Source organism: Roseateles sp. So40a, assembly GCF_048081605.1.
Lineage (GTDB): Bacteria > Pseudomonadota > Gammaproteobacteria > Burkholderiales > Burkholderiaceae_C > Roseateles.
Genome location: NZ_CP182288.1, coordinates 1,215,734 through 1,236,882 on the forward strand (window position 1 = coordinate 1,215,734; position 21,149 = coordinate 1,236,882).

Annotated in this window: 23 protein-coding genes and 2 tRNA genes; 16 read left to right on the forward strand and 9 right to left on the reverse strand. The window is 70.4% G+C overall.

Translation table 11 applies throughout. The features are described from left to right. Positions 1-43: 43 nt before the first annotated feature. Positions 44-120, forward strand: a tRNA-Val gene (locus ACNI65_RS05605). A gap of 104 nt (positions 121-224) precedes the next feature. Next, positions 225-301: transfer RNA gene (locus ACNI65_RS05610), tRNA-Val, on the forward strand. Between the two features lie 61 nt (positions 302-362). On the opposite strand, the gene ACNI65_RS05615 is transcribed toward ACNI65_RS05610, so the two are convergent. Continuing rightward, the gene (locus tag ACNI65_RS05615; protein ID WP_416761688.1) at positions 363-545 is read right to left on the reverse strand and encodes a hypothetical protein; all 183 of its coding nucleotides are present in this window, start codon (positions 543-545) and stop codon (positions 363-365) included. A gap of 215 nt (positions 546-760) precedes the next feature. On the opposite strand from ACNI65_RS05615, the gene ACNI65_RS05620 reads away from it, so the two are divergent. Then, entirely contained in the window at positions 761-1,930 is a 1,170-nt protein-coding gene (locus tag ACNI65_RS05620) for a diguanylate cyclase (RefSeq protein WP_416761689.1), read from the forward strand. On the opposite strand, the gene ACNI65_RS05625 is transcribed toward ACNI65_RS05620, so the two are convergent. Further along, positions 1,920-2,447 carry a spore coat U domain-containing protein gene (locus tag ACNI65_RS05625; protein ID WP_416761691.1) on the reverse strand — a complete coding sequence of 176 codons (528 nt, stop codon included), beginning with the start codon at positions 2,445-2,447 and terminating at the stop codon, positions 1,920-1,922. The genes ACNI65_RS05620 and ACNI65_RS05625 overlap by 11 nt on opposite strands. A gap of 267 nt (positions 2,448-2,714) precedes the next feature. On the opposite strand from ACNI65_RS05625, the gene ACNI65_RS05630 reads away from it, so the two are divergent. The 6 genes from ACNI65_RS05630 (at position 2,715) to phaR (ending at position 9,689) form a co-directional block, all read left to right on the forward strand. Then, on the forward strand, positions 2,715-3,137 hold the full coding sequence (locus ACNI65_RS05630; RefSeq protein WP_416761692.1) for a DUF2946 family protein: 423 nt from the start codon (positions 2,715-2,717) through the stop codon (positions 3,135-3,137). A gap of 201 nt (positions 3,138-3,338) precedes the next feature. Further along, on the forward strand, positions 3,339-5,474 hold the full coding sequence (locus ACNI65_RS05635) for a TonB-dependent siderophore receptor (RefSeq protein WP_416761693.1): 2,136 nt from the start codon (positions 3,339-3,341) through the stop codon (positions 5,472-5,474). Positions 5,475-5,486: 12 nt separating this feature from the next. Beyond that, a complete protein-coding gene (locus ACNI65_RS05640) occupies positions 5,487-6,689 on the forward strand; it encodes a DUF1624 domain-containing protein (protein WP_416761695.1) in 1,203 nt (400 codons plus the stop codon). A gap of 31 nt (positions 6,690-6,720) precedes the next feature. Then, positions 6,721-7,767 (forward strand): LacI family DNA-binding transcriptional regulator, encoded by a 1,047-nt coding sequence (locus ACNI65_RS05645; RefSeq protein ID WP_416761696.1) that lies wholly within the window; start codon positions 6,721-6,723, stop codon positions 7,765-7,767. A gap of 200 nt (positions 7,768-7,967) precedes the next feature. Then, complete coding sequence (locus tag ACNI65_RS05650; protein ID WP_416761698.1) at positions 7,968-8,990, forward strand: tripartite tricarboxylate transporter substrate binding protein; 1,023 nt, start codon at positions 7,968-7,970, stop codon at positions 8,988-8,990. Between the two features lie 108 nt (positions 8,991-9,098). After that, positions 9,099-9,689 carry a polyhydroxyalkanoate synthesis repressor PhaR gene (gene phaR / locus ACNI65_RS05655; RefSeq protein WP_416761699.1) on the forward strand — a complete coding sequence of 197 codons (591 nt, stop codon included), beginning with the start codon at positions 9,099-9,101 and terminating at the stop codon, positions 9,687-9,689. Between the two features lie 10 nt (positions 9,690-9,699). Here phaR and ACNI65_RS05660 read toward each other — a convergent pair whose 3' ends face one another. After that, positions 9,700-9,870, reverse strand: a complete 171-nt coding sequence (locus tag ACNI65_RS05660) for a hypothetical protein (protein WP_416761701.1) — start codon at positions 9,868-9,870, stop codon at positions 9,700-9,702. A 114-nt stretch (positions 9,871-9,984) separates the two neighbouring features. Continuing rightward, positions 9,985-10,452 carry a GFA family protein gene (locus ACNI65_RS05665; RefSeq protein ID WP_416761702.1) on the reverse strand — a complete coding sequence of 156 codons (468 nt, stop codon included), beginning with the start codon at positions 10,450-10,452 and terminating at the stop codon, positions 9,985-9,987. Between the two features lie 194 nt (positions 10,453-10,646). Here ACNI65_RS05665 and ACNI65_RS05670 point away from each other — a divergent pair, with 194 nt between their 5' ends. Beyond that, the gene (locus ACNI65_RS05670; protein WP_416761704.1) at positions 10,647-11,342 is read left to right on the forward strand and encodes a hypothetical protein; all 696 of its coding nucleotides are present in this window, start codon (positions 10,647-10,649) and stop codon (positions 11,340-11,342) included. A 19-nt stretch (positions 11,343-11,361) separates the two neighbouring features. Here ACNI65_RS05670 and ACNI65_RS05675 read toward each other — a convergent pair whose 3' ends face one another. Further along, positions 11,362-13,152 carry an ATP-binding protein gene (locus ACNI65_RS05675; RefSeq protein WP_416761706.1) on the reverse strand — a complete coding sequence of 597 codons (1,791 nt, stop codon included), beginning with the start codon at positions 13,150-13,152 and terminating at the stop codon, positions 11,362-11,364. Between the two features lie 203 nt (positions 13,153-13,355). Between ACNI65_RS05675 and ACNI65_RS05680 the strand changes: the two genes are divergently transcribed. The 3 genes from ACNI65_RS05680 (at position 13,356) to rimO (ending at position 15,408) form a co-directional block, all read left to right on the forward strand. Continuing rightward, positions 13,356-13,622, forward strand: coding sequence for a hypothetical protein (locus tag ACNI65_RS05680; RefSeq protein ID WP_416761707.1), 267 nt, complete (start codon positions 13,356-13,358; stop codon positions 13,620-13,622). Further along, on the forward strand, positions 13,619-13,855 hold the full coding sequence (locus ACNI65_RS05685; RefSeq protein ID WP_416761708.1) for a hypothetical protein: 237 nt from the start codon (positions 13,619-13,621) through the stop codon (positions 13,853-13,855). The genes ACNI65_RS05680 and ACNI65_RS05685 overlap by 4 nt, the downstream gene beginning before the upstream one ends. Before the next feature lie 146 nt (positions 13,856-14,001). Beyond that, positions 14,002-15,408 carry a 30S ribosomal protein S12 methylthiotransferase RimO gene (gene rimO, locus ACNI65_RS05690; protein ID WP_416761709.1) on the forward strand — a complete coding sequence of 469 codons (1,407 nt, stop codon included), beginning with the start codon at positions 14,002-14,004 and terminating at the stop codon, positions 15,406-15,408. A 3-nt stretch (positions 15,409-15,411) separates the two neighbouring features. On the opposite strand, the gene ACNI65_RS05695 is transcribed toward rimO, so the two are convergent. After that, on the reverse strand, positions 15,412-16,638 hold the full coding sequence (locus tag ACNI65_RS05695) for an SGNH/GDSL hydrolase family protein (protein WP_416761710.1): 1,227 nt from the start codon (positions 16,636-16,638) through the stop codon (positions 15,412-15,414). Between the two features lie 119 nt (positions 16,639-16,757). Further along, positions 16,758-17,780 carry a hypothetical protein gene (locus ACNI65_RS05700; RefSeq protein WP_416761711.1) on the reverse strand — a complete coding sequence of 341 codons (1,023 nt, stop codon included), beginning with the start codon at positions 17,778-17,780 and terminating at the stop codon, positions 16,758-16,760. Positions 17,781-17,955: 175 nt separating this feature from the next. On the opposite strand from ACNI65_RS05700, the gene ACNI65_RS05705 reads away from it, so the two are divergent. Then, positions 17,956-19,167: a PLP-dependent transferase gene (locus ACNI65_RS05705; RefSeq protein ID WP_416761712.1), complete on the forward strand. Its 1,212-nt coding sequence runs from the start codon at positions 17,956-17,958 to the stop codon at positions 19,165-19,167. A gap of 34 nt (positions 19,168-19,201) precedes the next feature. On the opposite strand, the gene smpB is transcribed toward ACNI65_RS05705, so the two are convergent. Further along, complete coding sequence (smpB, locus tag ACNI65_RS05710; RefSeq protein WP_416761714.1) at positions 19,202-19,666, reverse strand: SsrA-binding protein SmpB; 465 nt, start codon at positions 19,664-19,666, stop codon at positions 19,202-19,204. A 79-nt stretch (positions 19,667-19,745) separates the two neighbouring features. Between smpB and ACNI65_RS05715 the strand changes: the two genes are divergently transcribed. Beyond that, positions 19,746-20,210 carry a type II toxin-antitoxin system RatA family toxin gene (locus tag ACNI65_RS05715; RefSeq protein WP_416761716.1) on the forward strand — a complete coding sequence of 155 codons (465 nt, stop codon included), beginning with the start codon at positions 19,746-19,748 and terminating at the stop codon, positions 20,208-20,210. Continuing rightward, positions 20,197-20,529 (forward strand): RnfH family protein, encoded by a 333-nt coding sequence (locus ACNI65_RS05720; RefSeq protein WP_416761717.1) that lies wholly within the window; start codon positions 20,197-20,199, stop codon positions 20,527-20,529. The genes ACNI65_RS05715 and ACNI65_RS05720 overlap by 14 nt, the downstream gene beginning before the upstream one ends. A gap of 75 nt (positions 20,530-20,604) precedes the next feature. Here the strand turns inward: ACNI65_RS05720 and ACNI65_RS05725 are convergent, their stop codons facing one another. Next, complete coding sequence (locus ACNI65_RS05725; RefSeq protein WP_416761718.1) at positions 20,605-21,108, reverse strand: DUF4124 domain-containing protein; 504 nt, start codon at positions 21,106-21,108, stop codon at positions 20,605-20,607. Between the last annotated feature and the right edge of the window lie 41 nt (positions 21,109-21,149).

A 21,149-nucleotide genomic window follows, 5' to 3' on the forward strand; every position in this document is an offset into this window, starting at 1 on the left:
CCTGGACGGAGTCAAAAATCCGGCATATACTGCGAGGCTCTTCAGGCGCGTAGCTCAGTTGGTTAGAGCACCACCTTGACATGGTGGGGGTCGTTGGTTCGAATCCAATCGCGCCTACCAGAATTGGTAGGCAAGTCCTTCGGGACACCTCGACGAGATCGCCCGGTGACACGGGCGATTCGTTTTACGGACCAGTGGATTGACCACCGTTGGCCGAGTATTTCAGGCGCGTAGCTCAGTTGGTTAGAGCACCACCTTGACATGGTGGGGGTCGTTGGTTCGAATCCAATCGCGCCTACCAGGAACCAGCCCCGATCAGTCGTGAGACTGCTCGGGGCTTCTTGTTTCTGGAACCGCGCCCGTCAGCGGCGCTGCTTCTCGCGCAGGGCGAGGGCCATCACCACGACCACGAGGTTGACCAGCGGCAGCAGCAACGCGGCCTGATAGGCCACGCCCCATCCGGCCGGACGGCGCACGCTCAGCCCCACCACGATCGGTGCGACGTACAGGAGCAGGGGGAGCAGCATCAACAGCGAATCCGGCATGTCTTCTCAGGGGTGAATCTCCGGTGCGGAGAGGTCAATGGCAGGCAGCAAGGACTGAACGATAGCGCGTGACGAAGCGGCGGCAGGGCGACCCACGGCGCGAGCCTGAAAAAGCCAGCCACTTCCGGCCAACGCCGGATCGGCCTTGACGGTAGGATGCGCCCGCCCCGATTTCCTGATCTTCCTCGACGCTCCCCGGTCCTCCCGCTCCCGCCGTGTCCACCGTCTCCCATCCCATCCTCCGCCGCATCGCGCGCGTGCTGTTGCTGACGCAGGCCGCGGCCCTGGTGCTGGTGATCGCGGCCGCGGCCGTGCTCGTGGACAGCGCCCGCCGCTACGGCGAGGCCAACGACTGGGTCGCCCACACGCAGGAAGTCCTCGACCAGCTCAACCAGCTGCGCACCAACCTGCTGCGCGGCGGCGTGGCGGTGCGCAACTACGCGCTGGCGCCGCAGTCCGAAGCGCTCCAGCGGTTGCGCGCCTCGGCCAGCGATTCGCGCCGGATCGTCGATGACCTCCAGACCCTCGTCCGCGACAACGACCGTCAGGCGAGGCTCGCCGTCGACATCGCCGCCGAGACCTACGCCATCGCGAGCTGGTACCAGGACGTGGCGACGGTGGCCGAGCGCGAGGGCGCCTCGGCCGCGCGGCGCGAGCTCGACGCGCGCGTCGGCAACGACGCCGCCCGGCGTCTGCGCCAGTTGCTCGACACCATGGAACACGACGAACGCCGGCTGCTCACGCAACGCCGCGACGAGCAGGCGCGCGAGCTGCTGGCGGTCAAGCGCTCGGCGATCGCGCTGGCGGTGCTGTTCATCGGCTTCATGGCCTGGACCATGACCTACGCCAGCCGCCTGGTGCGCGCCGGCGATCGCGACATGGCGCAGCTCGCCACCACCGCCGACACCGACCTGCTGACCGGCCTGGCCAATCGCCGCTCGCTGGAGCGCCGCGCGCGCGAGTTCATCGGCCGCCCGATGACCGTGATGGTCTTCGACCTCGACGACTTCAAGCCGGTCAACGACCGCTTCGGCCATGCCGCCGGCGACGAGGTGCTGCGCACCGTCGGCCGGCGCGTGCGCGCGATCTGCCGCGACGCGGACCTCCCGGCGCGTGTCGGCGGTGACGAGTTCGTGCTGCTGTTCCCCGGCGCCCTCGAGTCCGGACGCCTGGATCAGATCCGGCAGCGGCTGCTGCAGGCCATCAGCGAACCCATCGCCATCGACGACGGCAGCGTCGTCGTGGTCGGGGCCTCGATCGGCTACGCGGTCGGGAGCGGTCCAGCCACCTTCGAGCAACTGCTGGAAACCGCGGACGACCGGTCCTACGAAGAGAAGAAGCGTCGCAAGGGCGCCGTGACGCGCCGCGCGCCGATCAATACGTGATCGTGACGGTCACGGTGTCTGTGTAGGTGCCCGGGACCACGCCCGACAGCGACGGCACGCGGCCGTAGACGTTGACCGTCTGGGAGGAGCCGGTGCCGGTGCCGCTCTTGGTGCTGGAGCTCGAGGTGCCGTCGCCGAAGACGGTCGTGCGGCCCGAGTCCAGGTAGAGCTGATAACCCAGCGTGTTGGCGCCGCTCTTCATCGTGCGGGCCGTGAAGTTGGAGGCGCCGCCCGCGTTCGTGCCGGCGTTCAGCGACACGGCGTAGGGCGTGGTGTTGGAGCAGGTCACCGTGAGGGCGGAAGTCGCGTCCAGCGGCACACCGGCGGCCAGCGGATCGATCGCGCTGCCGAAGTTCAGCGCCGAGCCCGAGACGGTGCACGAGCTGGTGATCGTCGCGGTCACCTGGAAGGTGTTCTGCGCGGTGGTGGCATTGGCGCCCACCGTGGCGGTCAGGGCCAGGCCCAGACCCAGTGCGATGCGCTTGAACTTGACGGCTTGCTTCGAGAACGTGTTCATGGTGACCCCCTGCTTCGTGATGGACAAATCTTCGTTTCTGGCCGGGGTCTTCAATAGAAGCCGATGGCGTCGGCGCGGGTCGGGCAGCTCGGGCAGGGGCCTGTAGGGAACTTGCCGACAGCTGTCGGTCTCCCCCTCCAGCCGCCCGCCGGGCGGAACCCGCCCGGACGTCCCATTCCCCTCGGGCAGAATGCCCGCCTCGTCCTCGACATCCGCACCCGCTTGCGATCCCGCCCCCGTCCTCGTCCGCGTTCGCGTCCTGGCTCGATGCCGCGGTCGCGCACGCCCGGTCTGCCCTGGCTGCTCCTGCTCACGCTGGTGTGCTGCCTGCTGGGCCGGCCGCTGCATGACGCCTGGCACATCGCGCATCCGGGCGGGGAGGTCGTCAGCGCGGCCGCCGAGATGGCGGTCGATGCCGCCATCAATGTCGCGACCGATGTCTCGACCGAGGGAGACATGAGCCTGGCCGCGGCGGATCAGGGCGATGTCTCCGACGAGGAGGGCGGCGGCGCCAAGGCCGACGCCTGCGCCTGGTGCCTGTTCCATGGACAGACCGCGGCCGTCGGCCACGCGCCCGCGGCGCTGCTGGGCCATGCCGAGGCGAGCCCGCCCCCGGCGGCGCTGCCCGGGACGCGCCTGGCCTCACGCGACTGGACCGTCGCCCAGCCTCGCGGACCGCCGTCCGCCTGAACCCGACCGCGCGCCTTCAACTCCGATGGCGCGCTCTCAGCGCTGATCTCGCGCCACTCGCGCGCTCAGCGCTTCCGGTTCCACCCGCCCAGGCCGCGCCGACGGATGTCGCGCGCCTGCGGCTTCCCATGTCCAGTCATGTCTCCATCTCCTGTCTCGCGTGCCGGCGGCGCACGCTCGTCCGTCCTGTCCGCTTCCCTGATGTCGCTGCTCGCGCTGGCCGTCTCGAGCCCCCGCGCGCAAGCGCTCCCCGCACCTGATCCCGCTGCATCCACCCCATCCTCCACCCCGTCCTCCACCCCGGAGGCCACTCCGGACCGCCGGCTCGACGCCGTCGAGGTCCACGGGGCGCGCCAGCCCTATCGCACGCTCGTCGTCACCGGCGCGATGAAGACCGACACCCCGGCCCGCGATCTCGCCCAGAGCGTGCGGGTGCTCTCCGACGCCTTGCTCGCCGATGCGGGCGTCACGCGGCTCGACCAGGCGCTGGACCTGGCCAGCGGGCTCTCCCGCCAGAGCAACCTGGGCGGGCTCTGGGACAGCTACGCGGTGCGCGGCTTCACCGGCGACCCGAGCTTCGGCTCGGACTTCCTGGTGAACGGCTTCAGCTCGAGCCGCGGCTACAACGGCCAGCGCGACACCGCCAATGCCGCCTCGGTCGAGGTGCTCAAGGGGCCGGCATCGGCGCTGTACGGACGCGGCGAGCCGGGTGGCACGGTCAACCTCACGACGCGCAAGCCGCTGTTCGTGCCCGAGGCCGCGGTCTCGACCTCGATCGGCAGCCACGGCCGCGTGCGCGCCACCGCGGACCTCACCGGTCCGCTCGGCGAGCGCTGGGCCTACCGCCTGACCGCGGCCTCGGAGCGCGCCGACAGCGAGCGGGACCATGTCCACTCGCGGCGCTCGCTGCTCTCGCCGTCGGTGCTGTGGATGCCGGACGCGGACACCACCGTGTCCTATGAGCTGGAAGTCGTCCGCCAGGCTGCCACCTTCGACCGGGGCGTCGTCGCCATCGGCGGCCGGCTTGGCCAGGTACCGCGCCACGCGTTCTACGGCGAACCGGGCGACGGACCGACGACGGTGCGCAGCACCGGTCACCAGCTCTTCGTCCAGCGCCAGTTCGGCGAGGACTGGTCGGTGCAGGGCGGGCTGAGCCGGCGCGACAGCGCGCTCGACGGTGTCGCCACCGAGGCTCGCTTCCTCCAGGCGGACCAGCGCACGCTGACGCGCCAGCGCCGCACGCGCGCCTTCGACGGGCAGGACCTGTCGGGACGCCTGGAGCTGCTGGGCACGGTGCGCGCGGCGGGACTCGCGCATCACCTGCTCGTCGGCGCCGATGCCTATCGCTTCGTCGACCAGCGCGAGCAGTACCGCGTGGCCACCTCGACGCCGATCGATCTCTTCGACCCGGTCTACGGCGCCGTCCCGCCGGCGATGTCGCTGAACACCTGGACCCGCGAGACGCAGCGCGCCCGCGCGCTGTACGCGCAGGATCAGATCGACGTCGGCGAGCGCTGGAAGCTGCTGCTGGGCGTGCGCCACGACCGCTACGAGCAGTCGCTGCTCAACCGGCGCAACGGCGTGACCACGGCGCAGACGCTGGGCGCGACGTCGCCGCGAGCGGGCCTGGTCTACCAGCCGGGCCGGACGGTCTCGCTGTACACCAGCCTCGCGCGCAGCTTCCGCCCCAACAGCGGCGTGCGCCGCGACTTCACGCCCTTCCCGGCGGAGCAGGGGCGCTCGGCCGAGGTCGGCGCCAAGTACGACGCCGCCGACGGCCGGATTTCCGCGACGCTGGCCGTGTTCCGGATCGCCAAGAACAACGTGCTGACGCCCGATCCGGCCGATCCCAACAACTTCTCCGTCGCGGCCGGCGAGGTGCGCAGCCAGGGCGTGGAGCTGGACGTCGGCGGCGAGCTGTCGCCCGGCCTGCGCGTGTCCTTCGCCTACGCCTTCACCGACGCGCAGGTCACGCGCGATCACAACGTGTTCCTGGTGGGACGCCAGCTCGCCAACGTACCGCGGCACAGCGCGAACCTGCTGCTCGTGCGGGCGTTCGCGCTCGGCGCGGGGCAGGCCACCGCGGGTATCGGCCTCAACGCGGTCTCGCGGCGCGAGGGCGCGGTGGCGCCGCTCAGCGCGGCCGACGACTTCCGCCTGCCCGGTCACGCGACGCTGAAGCTGCTGGCCAGCTATCGGCCGGACCGGCGCTGGACGTTCTCGCTGGACCTCGACAACGTGCTGGACCGGCGCACCTACGCCAGCGCGTACAGCCAGGTCTGGGTCGCGCCCGGCGCGGGACGCAGCGCGGTCCTGTCCGCCCGCTACGGCTTTTGAGGGGACGCGACGATGAACTCGATCTCCCTATCGACATCCACCTCGACCTCGACCTCCACGTCGACCCGTATCGCCTCCATCGATGCCTTGCGCGGCCTGGTGATGGTCGTGATGCTGCTCGACCATGTGCGCGAGACCTTCTACCTGCACCTGCAGGTGAGCGACCCCATGGCGGTGCCGGGCACGCCGCCGGAGGTCTTCTTCTCGCGGCTGGCGGCCCACCTCTGCGCGCCGGTGTTCGTGTTCCTGACCGGCCTGTCGGCCTGGCTCTACGCGAACCCCGACGGCGCGCCGCCGCGCGACGCCCGCGCCTTCCTGCTCAAGCGGGGCCTGCTGCTGATCGGGCTGGAGCTGACGCTGGTGAACTTCGCCTGGAGCGCGTCCTTCGACGTGATCTACCTGCAGGTGATGTGGGCGATCGGCTTCAGCATGCTGGCGCTGGCGGGGATGTCGCGCTGGCCACGCTGGATGCTTGCCGCGATCGGCGCGGCCATCGTCGCTGGGCACAACGCGTTCGGAACCATCGTGGGGCCGGCGGTGCCGCCTGACGGCCCGCTGCACGTGGTCTGGACGCTGCTGATGCAGCGCGGCTTGCTGATCGCGGACGGACCCGTGGCCGTGCGCCTCAGCTACCCGGCGCTGCCCTGGGTCGGCGTGATCCTGCTGGGCTTCGCGATGGGGCCGGTGTTCGCGCGCGGCGTGGCCTCGGCCTTGCGCGGCCGCGTGCTGCTCGCGATCGGCGTGGGCGGCCTGCTCGCGCTGGCGCTGCTGCGCGGCTTCAATCTCTACGGCGAGAACGCCCCGTGGCGACAGGGCGCGTCGACGCTGGAGACGGCGATGTCGGTCCTCAACTTCACGAAGTACCCGCCGTCGCTGGACTTCCTGCTGCTGACGCTCAGCCTGGGCCTGCTGCTGCTGGCCGTGCTCGAGCGGGGGCGGGGCGCCGTCATGCGCGCCGTGGCCCGCGTGTGCGCGGTCTTCGGCGGCGCGCCGCTCTTCTACTACCTGCTCCACCTGTACGTGCTGCTGATCGGCTACCGCGTGCTGCTCGCGGTGTTCGGGGCCAACCAGGGCGCGCGTTTCGGCGTCGACGCGGGCTGGTTCCCGCTGATCTGGCTCATCTGGCTCGGGCTGATTCCGCTGCTGTACCCGCCGGTGAAGGCCTTCGCGGCCTACAAGCGGCGCACGCACCGCGCCTGGGTGAAGTACTTCTGAACGGACCCTCGTCCGAGGGGACGGCGCCCCTATGATCCTCGCCCATATGGCCGAGACCGAGACCTTCCCCCGTCCCCGCCGCCGCAAGGGCAGCGGCGCCGTCACGCTGCGCGATGTCGCGCAACTCGCCGGCGTGGCGCCGATCACCGCCTCCCGGGCGATCAACACCCCCTCCCAGGTGTCCCCCGAAGTGCGGGAACGGGTGGTCGAGGCGGTCCGCAAGACGGGCTATGTCCCCAACCTGCTGGCAGGGGCCCTGTCCTCGATGAAGAGCCGCATGGTCGGCGTCGCCGTGCCCACCATCGCCGGTCCGGTGTTCCTGGACACCGTCCAGAGCCTCACCGAGGCGCTGTTCGAGGCGGGTTATCAGGTGCTGCTCGGCCAGACCGGCTACGACAACGCCCGCGAGGACGCCTGGCTGGACGCCATGATCGGCCGCCGGCCCGACGGTCTGGTGCTCACCGGCACCAGCCACTCCGAGCAGGCCCGCAGGCGGCTGCGCGCGGCCGGGCTGCCCGTCGTGGAGACCTGGGACCAGAGCGACGACCCGATCGACATGCTGGTGGGGTTCTCGCACGTGGAGGTGGGCCGCAAGGTCGCGAGCTTCCTGCATGAACGCGGCTACCGGCGCCTGGCCGGCGTGGCCGGCGGGGACGAGCGCGCGATGCGCCGCTTCCGCGCCTTCCAGGACCAGGCCCGCGACCTCGGCGTGCCCGATGTGCCGGTGGCCACCGTCGCCACGCCCACGACGCTGGGCAGCGGCCGGCGCGGCTTGGCCGAGCTGCTGGCGCACCCGGACGGCATCGACGCGGTGTTCTGCAGTTCGGACTCGCTGGCGCTTGGCGTGCTGATCGAGGCCCAGGCCCGCGGGCTGCGCGTGCCGCAGGACCTGGCCATCGTCGGCTTCGGCGATCTGGCCCTGGCGCGCGACTTGGAACCCGCGCTGACCACGGTGCGCATCGACGGCTTCGCGATCGGCCGCCAGGCCGCTCGTTTCATCCTCGACCGCGCCGACGGGCCCGTCGAGCGCCGCGCCATCGACATCGGCTTCGAACTGGTCCAGCGCGCCAGCGCCTGACCGCTCCGGCTCCCCCCGTCCGCCACTGATCCCGCCGCGGTGCCCGCGTGGGGTCGGGCGTTCACCCCGGTGAAATCCCTCATCCACGCGATCTTGACGCGTCAGATGGTACCGATACCATCGTCGTCATCAAGAAGATGGTATCGGTACCGCGCCGAGGTCGGCCGGGCTGCGTGCCGTCATGGATGGAGACAAGCGAGATGAAGTTGGTGAAGCGGAGCCGTGTGCGGCTCATGGCCGTGGCAGCGGCCGCGATGACCGTCGGCGCGACGGCGCTGACGATGGCGGGCGCGGCGCAGGCGGCCACGGCCGCCGACGCGGCGAACTGGCCGGCGCAGCCGGTCAAGCTGATCGTGCCCTTCGCCCCGGGCGGCACGTCCGACGTGCTGGCGCGTGAGATCGCGGCGCGGCTGCAGGTCTCGCTCAAGCAGACCATCGTCGTGGACAACAAGGCCGGCGCCGGCGGCGTGCTGGGCGCGGACAGCGTGGCCAAGGCCGCGCCGGACGGCTACACGATGCTGCTGGGCACCATCGCCACGCATGCGATCAACCCGTCGCTGCTGGCGAAGATGCCGTACAAGGCCGACCGCGACTTCGCGCCGGTCATCCTGCTGGGCAAGATCTCCAACGTGCTGCTGGTCGGCCCGGGCTCGCAGGCCAAGTCGGTCAAGGACATCATCGCGGCGGCCAAGGCCAAGCCGGGCGACATCACCTTCGCCTCCGCCGGACAGGGGACCTCGCAACACCTGTCGGGCGAGGTCTTCCGCCTGATGACGGGGGCGGACCTGACGCATGTCCCCTACAAGGGCAGCGCGCCGGCGATCCAGGACGTCATGGGCGGCCAGGTGCCGATGAGCTTCGAGACCGTCACCGTGGCGCTGCCCCAGATCAAGGGCGGCAAGGTGCGGGCGCTGGCGGTGACGTCGGCCAAGCGCAGCGCGCAGCTGCCTGACGTGCCCACGCTGGCCGAGGCCGGCGTGCCGGGCTTCGACGTGTCGAGCTGGCAGGCGTTGTACATGCCCGCGGGCACGTCGCCGGCGATCGTGGCCAAGCTCAATGCCGAGGTCCAGAAGATCGTCGCGCTGCCCGAGGTCAAGGCCAAGATGGAGTCGCTGGGGCTGGAGTACACGCCCAACACGCCGGCGCAGTTCGCCGAGTTCCAGAAGGCCGAGCAGGCCAAGTGGGCCAAGGTGATCAAGGACGGGAACGTCAAGCCGGATTGATCGCCCTGGATTGATCGCATCCGCCTCCCGCACAGCAAGGGAAAGCACCCGGCGGGCCGCTTGCCGGGCCCCTCCTAGAATGGGTTGAAGACCCTCAGAGGAGACAGCATGGCGACGGCCCGACGCGGCAAGACCGCAACCGGCAGCGAGGATCCCGCGCAACCCAAGGGGCCGCGGGTTCTGAAGAAGTACCCCAACCGGCGGCTCTACGACACCCAGACCAGCAGCTACATCACCTTGGCGGACGTCAAGAAGATGGTGCTGGAGGGGGACCACTTCGAGGTGCGCGACGCCAAGTCGGGGGAGGAACTCACCCGCTCCATCCTGCTGCAGATCATCCTGGAGGAGGAGATGGGCGGCATGCCGATGTTCTCCACGCCGCTGCTGGCGCAGATCATCCGCTTCTACGGCCACGCGATGCAGGGGCTGATGGGGGCCTACCTCGAGAAGAACCTGCAGGCTTTCGGCGAGATGCAGACGCGCTTCGCCGAGCAGAGCAAGAGCGGCGGCTTCGATCCGCAGCTCTGGTCGCAGTTCATGAGCGGTCAGGCGCCGATGATGCAGGGCCTGATGGGCAACTACCTGGAGCAGTCCAAGAATCTGTTCCTGCAGATGCAGGAGCAGTTCCAGAACGCGGGGAACATCTTCCCTGGCGTGCCGGGGATGCCCGGCTTCCCGCCGCAGCCGCCCAAGAAGTGAGCGGGGGTCCTCAGGACCACTCGGGCGCGGTCCACAGCGCCAGCAGCACGATCACGCCGATCAACGCCAGCGCGGCCAGCACGGGCCGCCGCACGGCCCAGTCGAAGGGCCGGGGAGCGGGCGTCGCGCCGAGCGTCAGCGAGGGCGTGTCCAGCAGGGGAGCGGGGCGGGTGTCGGCCATGGGTCGATGCTAGTCAGCGGCCCCGGCGCGCCACAAGCCCGCCGCGGTCTCGTGCCGTAGCGGCGCGTGATCGAATGCGCGCCGATTCATGTCGATGTGCCTCGGCCGCGGGGATCACAGGCCGAGCCGGCGATGCCAGTCGGCGAGCGATTCGTCCGGGAAATGCGCGAAACGCGGGTCGCCGGGCCGGCCCTCGACTTCCACCCACGGCGCTTTCGAATCCAGCAGTCCATGCACGTTCTCGGGCGGGGTGGGCAGCGGGGTGTCGATCGCGCTCGCATGCGGGTGGATCAGGTCGGGCCATTGATCGTCATACATCCACAGCGCCGTGCCGCAATGGGCGCAGAAATGGCGTTGGCCTGAGCTTTCCTTGCCGTCGATGACGGCACGGTAGACGCGCAGGTCGCGCTTGCCCTTGAGCAGCTTGAACGTGCGGTGGTCCGCGCCGAGGTTGATCGCGTAGCCGCCCGTGCCCGCCGTCTTGCGGCAGATCGAGCAGTAGCAGCGCAGGAAGGGATAGGGCTCGGTCGAGTCGACCGAGAAGCGGATGCGGCCGCAGTGGCACGAGCCTTCGAGGTGCATGGCGTTGCTCTCCTTGTGACCGGGAGGGGCAACGCGCATGCCGTGTCGGGTGTCCGTGGCCGAACGCGCCGGGTGTCCGCGTATGTCGGCGCGGTGCGCGGATCTTTACCCAACCTCACCTTGGCGAGCCGCCGGCGCCGGCGGCCGCTGTGCAGAATCGGCGCACCCGACCGACGCCCGACCGAGCCGCGCCCTTGAAGCCCTTCATCCGTCCCTCCGCCGGTCGTCCGCGCCGCCACGCGGTCGCCGCGTCAGCGGTGATCGGCGCGCACGTCGCGCTGGTGTTGATCGCCTGGCAGATGAAGCTGGTCTCGCCGCGCGGCAATGAGCCGCCGCGATCAGTCTCGATCCGGCTGATTCCCGACAAGCCCAAGCGCCGCGAGGACGCATCCGCCGCGGCGCCTCGATCCGATCGATCCGATCGCGCGAATCAAGCCGCGGTGCCGCCTGCGCCGGCCATCCCCGCGATCTCGGCCATCGTCGTCCCGCCGTTGCCCTTGCCGACGGAGACGGACAACGCGCCACCCGCGACGGCTACGGCCAGCGGGAGCGCCTCGACGGCGCCGGGCAGCTCGCGCGTGGGCCTGGACGGCGCGGCGGCGGGGCCGGGGTATGCCGCCTCGGGCCCGCCGGGGCTGGCGTTGACGCCGGGTCGCGCGGTGATGCAGGGCTCGCTGGCGAATCCGGCGGTCAACGATCCGCGCAGCAACTCGCCGCGTCCGACCTTCGAGGAAAAGATCGCCATGGGCCTGGACCCGACGCTGTGCCTGAAATGGGAACGCCTGCCCGATGGGACGACCCGGCGAGCGCTCATCCATCGCAAGGAGGCGCAGTCGACGATGTCCGCCACGCATGGCGGACGGACGAAACCGGTGATGGTCTGCGAGTAGGCCTCAGCGCTTCAGCGCGTCAGCGCGCCGCCAGCATCGACCGCAGCACCGCATGGAGCTCGTCGGGTCGCACCGGCTTGCGCAGCACCAGCGTGCCGTCGGCCTCCGCGCGGTGCAGCTCGGGCAGGTCGAACTCGCCGGTGACGACCAGGCCGCGCGCCTGCGGACGCCGGGCCAGCAGCGCCTGCAGCAGCGCATATCCGCCGTCATCGTCCCTGTTCATCGGCGCCTGGCCCAGGCGCAGGTCGCTCATGACGATGTCCGGCGAGAAGCCTTCGGCCAGTGCCGCGTGGGCCTGCGACGCATCGGCGGCGACGCGGCAGTCGATCTCCCATTGCGCCAGCAGATGACGCAGGCCGCGCGTCACGCCGAGGTCGTCGTCGATCACCAGCACGCGGCCACCCAGCGCGTCGAAGGCGTGCTCGGCCGTGTCCCGCGAGGGCAGCGACGACGGCGACGGCAGCGACGCGGCCGGCAGCGTGATGCGGAAGCAGGAGCCGCGTCCCGGCGTCGACTGCCACTCGATGCGGCCCTGCATGCGGCGCACGCAGTCGCGCACGACCGAGAGCCCCAGGCCCTGGCCGTCGCCGGTGACGCGCGCGGCGCCGTCGCCCCGATGGAAGCTCGCGAAGAGCGCCTCGCGCTGCGCGGCGGCCACGCCGACGCCGGTGTCCCAGACCTCGACGGCCCAATGCGTGCCGCGCTGGCGCACGGCCAGCAGCACGCCGCCCGCGGGCGTGTAGCGCAGCGCGTTGTGCAGCAGGTTGGACAGCGCGCGGCGCAGCAGGATCGGCTCGGCGACGACCCACGCGGGGACTTCCGGACCTCGGATGCGCCAGTCCAGCCCGCGGGCCTGGGCCTCGGGCTGGAAGCGCTCATGCAGTTCCGACAGCAGCGGCGAGAGCGCCAGCGGTTGCAGCGCGAGCTCGGCGCTGCGGCTGTCCAGCGCGGACACGTCCAGCAGCGCGTTGAGCAGGTCGTTGACGTGGCCGGCTGCCTGCGAGATGTCCACCAGCAGCGGACGCAGCGCCTCGTCGCGGTTGCGCGAGACAGCGGCCTGCGCGGTCAGCGTCAGCGCGTACAGCGGCTGGCGCAGGTCATGCGAGGCGGTGGCCAGGAACAGGCTCTTCTCGCGCGACGCGGCGGCCGCGGCGTCGCGCGCTTCCTGGTGGGCGAGCGCGAGCGCGTCGCTCTGGCGGGTGAGCAGCGCCTGCTGCCGCAGGAAGCCGTGGGCGGTGCGTGCGTGGCGCCAGACCAGCCAGGGATAGAGCAGGCACAACGGGAGCACGGTCATCCAGTGCTCGGGGAAGGCCATCGGGATGGCCAGCGCGGCGAGGCCCCACGCGGGCGCGAGGAATCGGGCGAAGACTGGCAGGTCCGCCGCGGCGAAGGCGACGGTGGAGGCGGTGGTGCCGGCGAGCACGAGGTAGAGAAAGAGGCTGTATTCGAAGTGGCCGATGCTGGCGGCGACGCCGGCGAGCGAGCCCCAGAGCAGGCCGAAGGCGAGGGCGGTGTGCTCGAGCGGGCGCGCCCATCGGGTCTCGAAGTCCGCGGCGGCGAGCGAGGCGACATCGCGCCGGAAGCGCCGCCGGGCGAGGACGACGCCGACCGAGGCCAGCCAGTAGGCAACGGACCAGGCCCAGGCGCCGGTGGCGCTGGCACCGCCGGGGACGCTGAGCAGCACGACGGGCGGGATGACCAGGGCGGCGATCTCGACGGAGGCGCGTTGACCGACGAGCGTGAGCAGCTCCGCGCGAGGGGAGGGCGGGGAGGTCGAGGAGGGATCGGTCGGCACGGTCTGCGCGGTCATCAGGGCCAGTCGTGTGAAGTTCCGCAGGGCGAAAGGGGGGAGTATCGACGCGGGAGTGCACGACGGGGCGCATCGCCCCAGGCTGACTCGAAACCGCTTGTGGCCTACCGGAGGAAGTGGAATCGGCTTCGCGTCTACAAGACTAGGTCGTGTCGGGCGTGCGGGGCCGCTCCTAGGATGGTGGCTTCGTGAGGAGTAGCCACGTGGTGATCGGCCCGAAGACACATTGGGAGTCGTTCAAGGACTCCGTCGTCCACCTGTTCTACGTCACGGGCTACTTCAGCCTGGTCGCGATCGTGGCGGTCGTGTTCGACCTGATTGGCCACCAACTCCTTCCTTGGATCGGCGTGACGTCGTTCGTCGGCACGGGATTCATCTGGGCGTCGGAGGCGCTCTTCGCCGTGGACCTGTTTCTGCTGGGGGTCTACGTGGGTCGTTCGTTCTGGCAGACATTGAGGAGCCCCCAATGAGCATCAAACTGAACTTCAAACGGATCGCCCGCGAGACGGCGATTGATTTCTTCGCTCCGCTGATCGTGATGTACAGGCTGCTGACGTCCGACCTCAGCACAGCCAGTTCTGGCGGGCAGCCGAGGCGCGCGGCGACGTTCAGGCAGAGGCCGATTCCGAGGCGGTCCTCACAACCTGCCGGGGGCAAGCCGGCAGGCTTCTCCCGAGAACCTGAGGGCGCTTCAGAAGGTTGATCGGCATCGTCGGCCCCGTCATCAAGGCCAGTCGTGTGAAGTTCCGCAGGGCGAAAGGGGGGAGTATCGACGCGGGAGTGATCGAAAACCCCGGCTCGCTTACAATGCCGCCCCAGCCCCCAGCCAGGCCCTCCGGCGGAACCCAAATGGAATCAACGACTTACGACACCCCCGCCGCCGCGAAGGCCGCTCCGAAGATCGGCTTCGTCAGCCTGGGTTGCCCCAAGGCCCTCACCGACTCCGAGCTGATCCTCACCCAGCTGCGCGCCGAGGGCTACGAGACCTCCAAGACCTTCGCCGGCGCGGACCTCGTCATCGTCAACACCTGCGGCTTCATCGACGACGCCGTCAAGGAATCGCTCGACACCATCGGTGAAGCCCTCGCCGAGAACGGCAAGGTCATCGTCACCGGCTGTCTCGGCGCCAAGGCCGGCGCGAGCTCCGACAACATGGTCCGCGAGGTCCACCCCAGCGTCCTCGCCGTCACCGGCCCCCATGCGACGCAGGAAGTGATGGACGCCGTCCACACCCACGTCCCGAAGCCGCATGACCCCTTCATCGACCTCGTCCCCGAGGCCCGCGGCGTCGCCGGCATCAAGCTCACGCCCAAGCATTACGCCTACCTGAAGATCTCCGAGGGCTGCAACCACCGCTGCAGCTTCTGCATCATCCCGAGCATGCGCGGCGACCTCGTCTCGCGCCCCATCGGCGACGTGCTCTCCGAGGCCAAGGCGCTGTTCGAGTCCGGCGTCAAGGAACTGCTGGTCATCAGCCAGGACACCTCCGCCTACGGCGTCGACATCAAGTACCGCACCGGCTTCTGGGACGGCAAGCCCGTCAAGACCCGCATGTTCGACCTCGTCGCCCAGCTCGGCGAGATCGCCAAGCCCTATGGCGCCTGGGTCCGCCTGCATTACGTCTACCCGTACCCGCACGTCGACGAGGTGCTGCCGATGATGGCCGAAGGCCTCATCCTCCCGTACCTCGACGTCCCGTTCCAGCACGCCCATCCCGATGTCCTCAAGCGCATGAAGCGCCCGGCCAACGGCGAGAAGAACCTCGAGCGCATCCTGCGCTGGCGCGAGATCTGCCCCGAGCTGGTCATCCGCTCCACCTTCATCGCCGGCTTCCCCGGTGAGACCGAGGCCGAGTTCCAGTACCTGCTGGACTTCATGCGCGAGGCCCAGATCGACCGCGCCGGCTGCTTCGCCTACTCGCCGATCGACGGCGCGCCGGCCAACGCGCTCGAGGGCGCGCTGCCCGACGAGGTCCGCGAGGAACGCCGCGCCCGCTTCATGGCCGTGGCCGAGGAAGTCTCCATCGCCAAGCTGCAGCGCCGCGTCGGCGCGACGATGCAGGTGCTCGTCGACTCCGCGCCCGCGCTGGGCCGCAAGGGCGGCGTGGGCCGCTCCTACGCCGACGCGCCCGAGATCGACGGCACCGTGCGCCTGCTGCCGCCCGAGAAGGTCTCCAAGCAGCTGCGCGTGGGCGAGTTCACCCGCGCCCGCATCGTCGGCGTCGAGGGCCACGACCTGATCGCGCTGCCGATCTGACGATCACTCGCCGAGCAGCGCCGTCACATCGACCGCCTCGGCAAGCAGCGCATAACCCGCATCGCCCGGGTGCAGGTGATCGCCTGAATCGACGGCGGGCGCCAGCCGCGAGGGGTGCGCGGGATCGCGCAGCAGCGCGTCCACGTCGAGCACCGCATCGAACACTTCCCGCGCGCCCGTCTCACGGATCCACGCGTTGACCTGCTGCCGCACGCGGTCCTTGGCCGCGCTGTGATGACCGGCGAGCGGCGTGCCCTCGAGCGCGCCTTCGTTGGGCGGGATGGTGGCGCCGATGACGCGCACGTTCGCTGACGCGGCTTGCGCGGCGATTTGGCGCAGCCCCGCGATCACGCGGTCCGCGCTCATCGGCGGTTCCTCCGGTGCGAAGGGACCACCCGGCCAGCCGATGTCGTTGGTGCCCAGCAGCACGACGACCGCGCGAACGCCCGCGTGGCCGAGCACATCGCGCGGCATCCGCGTCAGCGCCGCGCGGCCCATGCCGTCGCTGAGCAGGCGTCCGCCCGAGTTGCCCGCGTTGAGCACCGCCACGCCGCGCGGCGCTAGCCGTTCCGCGAGTCGGTCCGGCCAGCGGCGGTCCGCGCTTGGCGTCGCGCCGTTGCCATCGGTGATCGAGTCGCCCAGCGCCACCACCACGACGGGCGGCTCGCGCCGCTCCACGATCACGGCGGACAGGAAGACGCGCGTGCTCAGCAGATGGGCCGCGGCCGCATCGGTGCCGTTCTCGGGCCATTCGTCTCGTGCGGTGAGGTCACCCGGCGCGAGGAACGCGACGTCGCGCCCTTCCCAATGGAAGGTGGACGGCGCCGACGGGCCCGCGACGTACAACGAGACCGCGAGCCGCTCCAGGTCCCGCGTGGGCAGGTCGACGGGATCGCTGACGGCGCGCGCGCCGGGCGGGATCGTGACGGAAGCGTCTCCGCCGAAACGCAGGACGCGCGTCGATCCGGCCAGGATCCGGGCGCTGCCCGCGTCGCCCGCGCGGGCCACCGACGACGCCGTCAGGCGTAGCGGCACGGTGCCGTGCTCGTTGCTGAACTCGATGCGCAGGCGCTCGCCGCCCAGGCTCAGGCGCAGCGGCTGACGCAGGGTCTGGTCGTTGAGTTGGAAGGGCAGCAGCGTGGGCAGCGCGAAATCACCCGACCAGCTCGGTTGCGGCGGGGCGATCCAGCTGGGGGTCCAGCTGGGGTTCAAGGAACGGGGGCTCGACATGGGCGTTCGCGGGGGGGTGATCGATGCCCCGGACTGTCCGCATCGCGGGCTGCGTTGAACAGCCGGCAGCGCGGAGAACCAGCTTCTCCGCAGCGGAACAGGTCCCTCGCGAACCTCGCTCAGGCGCGGTGTGCGATCCAGGCGTTCTTGACGGCTTCGGGTGCGGTGTCGGGATGTCGGGCCATGCGCTCGACGGTGTCGGCGACGAACTGGCGCAGCCGCGATTGCGCGCCCTTCGAGGTGAGGCCGCTGTCCGACTGCGCCAACAGCAGCCTGCGGCGCTCGGTCGGCGTCATCGCCGTCAGGACCGAGGCGAAGAAGCAATCGCCATCCGCGGGGACGTCCCCGATCCGTCCGTCCACGATCGGGGAGTAATGGTCCCGTCGCACATCCAGGCTCACGCGCACGGGCTCGCCCGTCCAGGCCTCGTCACCCATTCGCGCGAGCAGGAGACCCTTCGTATCCTCGATGTGCAGGGGCCGCCCTTGGGGCCAGCGACCCAGCCGCGTGATGGCGGTGACCGCGATCTCGCCGCCCAGTCCGTACCAGTTGCCAGGCCGGCGAATCTCCTTCGCGCTTTCGCGCAGGTCGCGCTGGAACGCGGGCTTGTCCTCGATCAGCAGATTGGATTCGAAGGGCCGCGCCGAGGCGGTCTTCGCGGCCGAGGCCCGCGCGAGGTCGACGCGGTGAGCCGCACATCCCGACATCGGCCGCACCAGGCCCGCCAGCGATCGAAGCACGGCCTTGAATCGCTCCACCACGCGCTGGCCGACCGGCGCCCGATGGATCGCCTCGCGCATCGCCGGGGAGCGCGCCGCGCGCTGGGCCGCCTTGATCCTCTGCCAGGTGCGCGGGTGCACGACGATCGACACGGTGGGCGCGGCGGCCGTCCGTTCCATGACCTCGCGCATCAACTGGTCGCCGTCCCGGGCCGTGCGCATCGCCGCGGCCGTGGCCGGGTCCGCCAGGAAGGCGCAGAGCATGTAGCCATCGACCGGGTGGCCCACGGGGCGCGAGGTCCAGGCTCGGGTCCAGGATTGCCAATAGCGCCCTTCGGCGGACGGATCGACAACCTCGAACGAATCCAGATCCGGATCCCGGAAGGTGACGCGGGAAGCGCTGGCGGTGGTGGAAGCGGGCATGAGCAGGGGCGCTGGCGCCGGTGAGAAGAAGCCGGATCAGTTCTCGCTGAGCCGTTTCCGGGTGTCCGGCTGGCGGCAGGACGTGGGACTTCGGCTCGATCCTTGATTCATCCGACACCGTCGCCGCCGGGTGCCGCAGAATCGCCTTCCGGTTCCCAACCTTGAAGGAGTGCTCGTGAGCAAGCGCGGCCCATCCACCGAACAGATCCACCACCCGTTCCGCGCCCCTGAGGGCTGGGACGCGGTTCCCGTGCCGGTGATGAAGGCGTCGACGGTGCTGTTCAAGAACACCGCCGAGCTGCACCGGCCGCGTCGCCAGGACGGCATCAGCTATCGCTACGGCCTGCCCGGCACACCGACGACCTACACGCTGGCCGCGCGCATCGCGACGCTGGAACATGCCGAGCACTGCGTGCTGACGCCCAGCGGGCTGTCGGCGATCACGCTCACGAGCCTCGCTTTCCTGCAGCCCGGTGACGAGGTGCTGCTGCCCGACAACGTCTACGGCCAGAACCGGCACCTGGCGGGCGGGCTGCTGGCGCGGCTGGGCATCGCGCACCGCTTCTACGACCCGCTGGACGCGTCCGCGTTCGAGGCGATGCTGGGCGAACGCACACGGCTGGTGTGGCTCGAAGCGGCCGGCTCGATCACGATGGAGTTCCCCGATCTGATCGGCCTGCTGCGGGCCTGCCGCGCGCGCGGCGTGCTGACCGCGCTGGACAACACCTGGGGCGCGGGGCTCGCGTTCAATGCGTTCGAGGTCGCGCCGGAGACGGCCCCTGGCCTGGGCGCCGATCTCAGCATGCAGGCGCTGACGAAATTCCCCTCGGGCGGCGCTGACGTGCTGATGGGCGCGGTCTGCACGCGCGACGCGGCGCTGCACCGGCAGCTCGTGGCGATGCACGAGTACCTGGGCTACGGCCAGGGCCAGAACGACGTGGAGGCGGTGCTGCGCGCGCTGCCCAGCATCGCGCTGCGATACCGCGCGCAGGACGCGGCGGCTCGCGATCTCGCCACGTGGATGGCCGGCCGGCCCGAGGTGGCGAGGGTGCTGTATCCGGCGCTGCCCGATTCACCGGGCCACGCGTTCTGGCGCGCGGTCAGCCCGGCGGCGAGCGGATGCCTGTTCTCCGCGGTGTTCCGGCCCGAGTTCGACGCCCGCCAAGTGGACGCGTTCGTCGATGCGCTGCGGTGTTTCGGGATCGGCTTCTCGTGGGCCGGGCCGATGAGCCTGGCCGTGCCCTACGACCTGAGCCGCAGTCGGTCGCTGGGCTTGCCGTGGGCGCCGGAGGAGGGTGGCACGCTGGTGCGCTTCGCCATCGGGCTGGAGGAGGTCGAGGACCTGCGCGCGGACCTGGCGCAGGCGCTCGAGGTGCTGGGCGGCTGAACGCGGCCGGTGCCGCGGAAGAGGCGCCTGGACCTCAGTCCTTGGCCGGTCCCGACACCTTGTGGCGCATCAGGCGACCCTTCTCGCGTTCCCAGTCGCGCTTCTTCTCGGTCTCGCGCTTGTCGTGCTGCGCCTTGCCCTTGGCCAGCGCGATCTGCGCCTTCACCCGGCCGTTCTTGTAATGCAGGTCCAGCGGGATCAGCGTGAAGCCGCGCTGCTCGACCTTGCCGATCAGCCGGCGGATGTCCGCGCGGCTCATCAGCAGCTTCTTCGTGCGGTCGGCCTGCGGATGCACGTGGGTGGACGCGGTGCGCAGCGGGTTGATCCGGCAGCCCAGCAGGAACAGCTCGCCGTCGCGGATGACGACGTAGCCGTCGGGCAACTGCACCTGGCCGGCGCGGATGGCCTTGACTTCCCAGCCCTCGAGGACGAGGCCGGCTTCGTACTGCTCCTCGATGTGGTATTCGAATCGAGCGCGGCGGTTTTCTGCAATGGACATGGCTGAGGTTCTGGTGCCGCCCCGGAGGGCGTGTGAGCGGCGGAGCGCCGCCTACAATCCCGCCATTCTAAGAAGCGCCATGAAGCAAGTCCGAAAGACTGTCCTCCTTTGGTACTCGCCGCGCGAGATGTACGAGCTGGTGACCGATGTCGAACGCTACCCGGAGTTCCTGCCGTGGTGCGCCGCCGCCGACATCCTCGAGCGCGACGCGCACGGCATGACCGCCAAGCTCTCGCTGCATTACGCCGGCCTGCGCCACGCCTTCACGACCCGCAACCTCCACGAGACCGACCGGCGCGTGCGCATGGAGCTGGTCGACGGCCCGTTCTCCAAGCTCGACGGCGATTGGCAGTTCCTGCCGCTGAACCGACCCGGCACGCCGCCGGGCGGTGAGCCGCAGGCCTGCAAGATCGAGTTCGAGCTGCGCTACGCGTTCTCCAGCTTCGCGCTGGAGGCGGTGGTCAGCCCGGTGTTCGATCGCATCGCCAACACCTTCGTCGACAGCTTCGTCAAGCGCGCCGAGCAGGTCCATGGCCCCCGCTGACCTCACGGTCGATGTGTGCTGGAGCCCGGCGCCGGGCACCTTGCGCGAATGCCACCTGAGCCTGCCCGCGGGCAGCACGCTGCGCGACGCGCTCGTGGCGAGCACGTGGTTCGACGCCGCGGGCCCGGAGCGGCTGGGCGGTCTGCAGGTGGGGATCTGGGGACGGGCGCAGCCGCTGGACGCGCCGCTGCGTGAGGGGGATCGCGTCGAGGTCTATCGCGCCTTGACCGTCGATCCGAAGGAGGCGCGGCGTCAGCGGTATCGCGACGCCGGCCAGCGCATCGTGACGCGCCATCGACCGCTGGGCCGCAAGGCTTGAAGCCTCGCCGACGCCTCAACCGGTTAAACGGTCAACCGGTTAAACGGTCAAACGGTCAACCGGACAAGCATCCGGTTACTTGCATTGCGTGTTGATCACAACTTGCATCTGCCGAATCTGCTCCTGACGGGCCTGTTCGGTCATGACTTGGGTCTCGCCGCCGGGTTCGCCGGAGCGCAGACGCACGCCGGACTCGAGCAGGCGCTGCCGATTCTGCGCCAGCCGGCAGTTCTCGGCCATCGCTTCCTTGTTGGCCTTGTCCTCGGCGGTCTTGCGCTCGCGCTCGATCTTGTCGCGCGATGATTCGCTCGCCGCGCGGCCCGGCGCGGCGACGTCTGAAGCCGCGGACGCAGCGCCCGGAGCCTGCGCCGACTGGGGCGCGGGCGCCCGCGCAGCCTGGTTCGGACGCTGCAGGATGTCCTTCTCGGCGACGTTGGGCGGGGGCGGGCGATCGCTGTATTGCACGCGCCCATCGGCGTCGCGCCACTTCCATTGGGCGTGCGCGAAGGGGCTCAGCGCCAGCAGCGCCAGCGCGAAGATCACGCCCAGCGGGCGTCGCGGGAGTCGGGGATTCTTCATGGGCGTGGAGTGTAGCGCCGGGCTTCTCTATAATGCGCCTT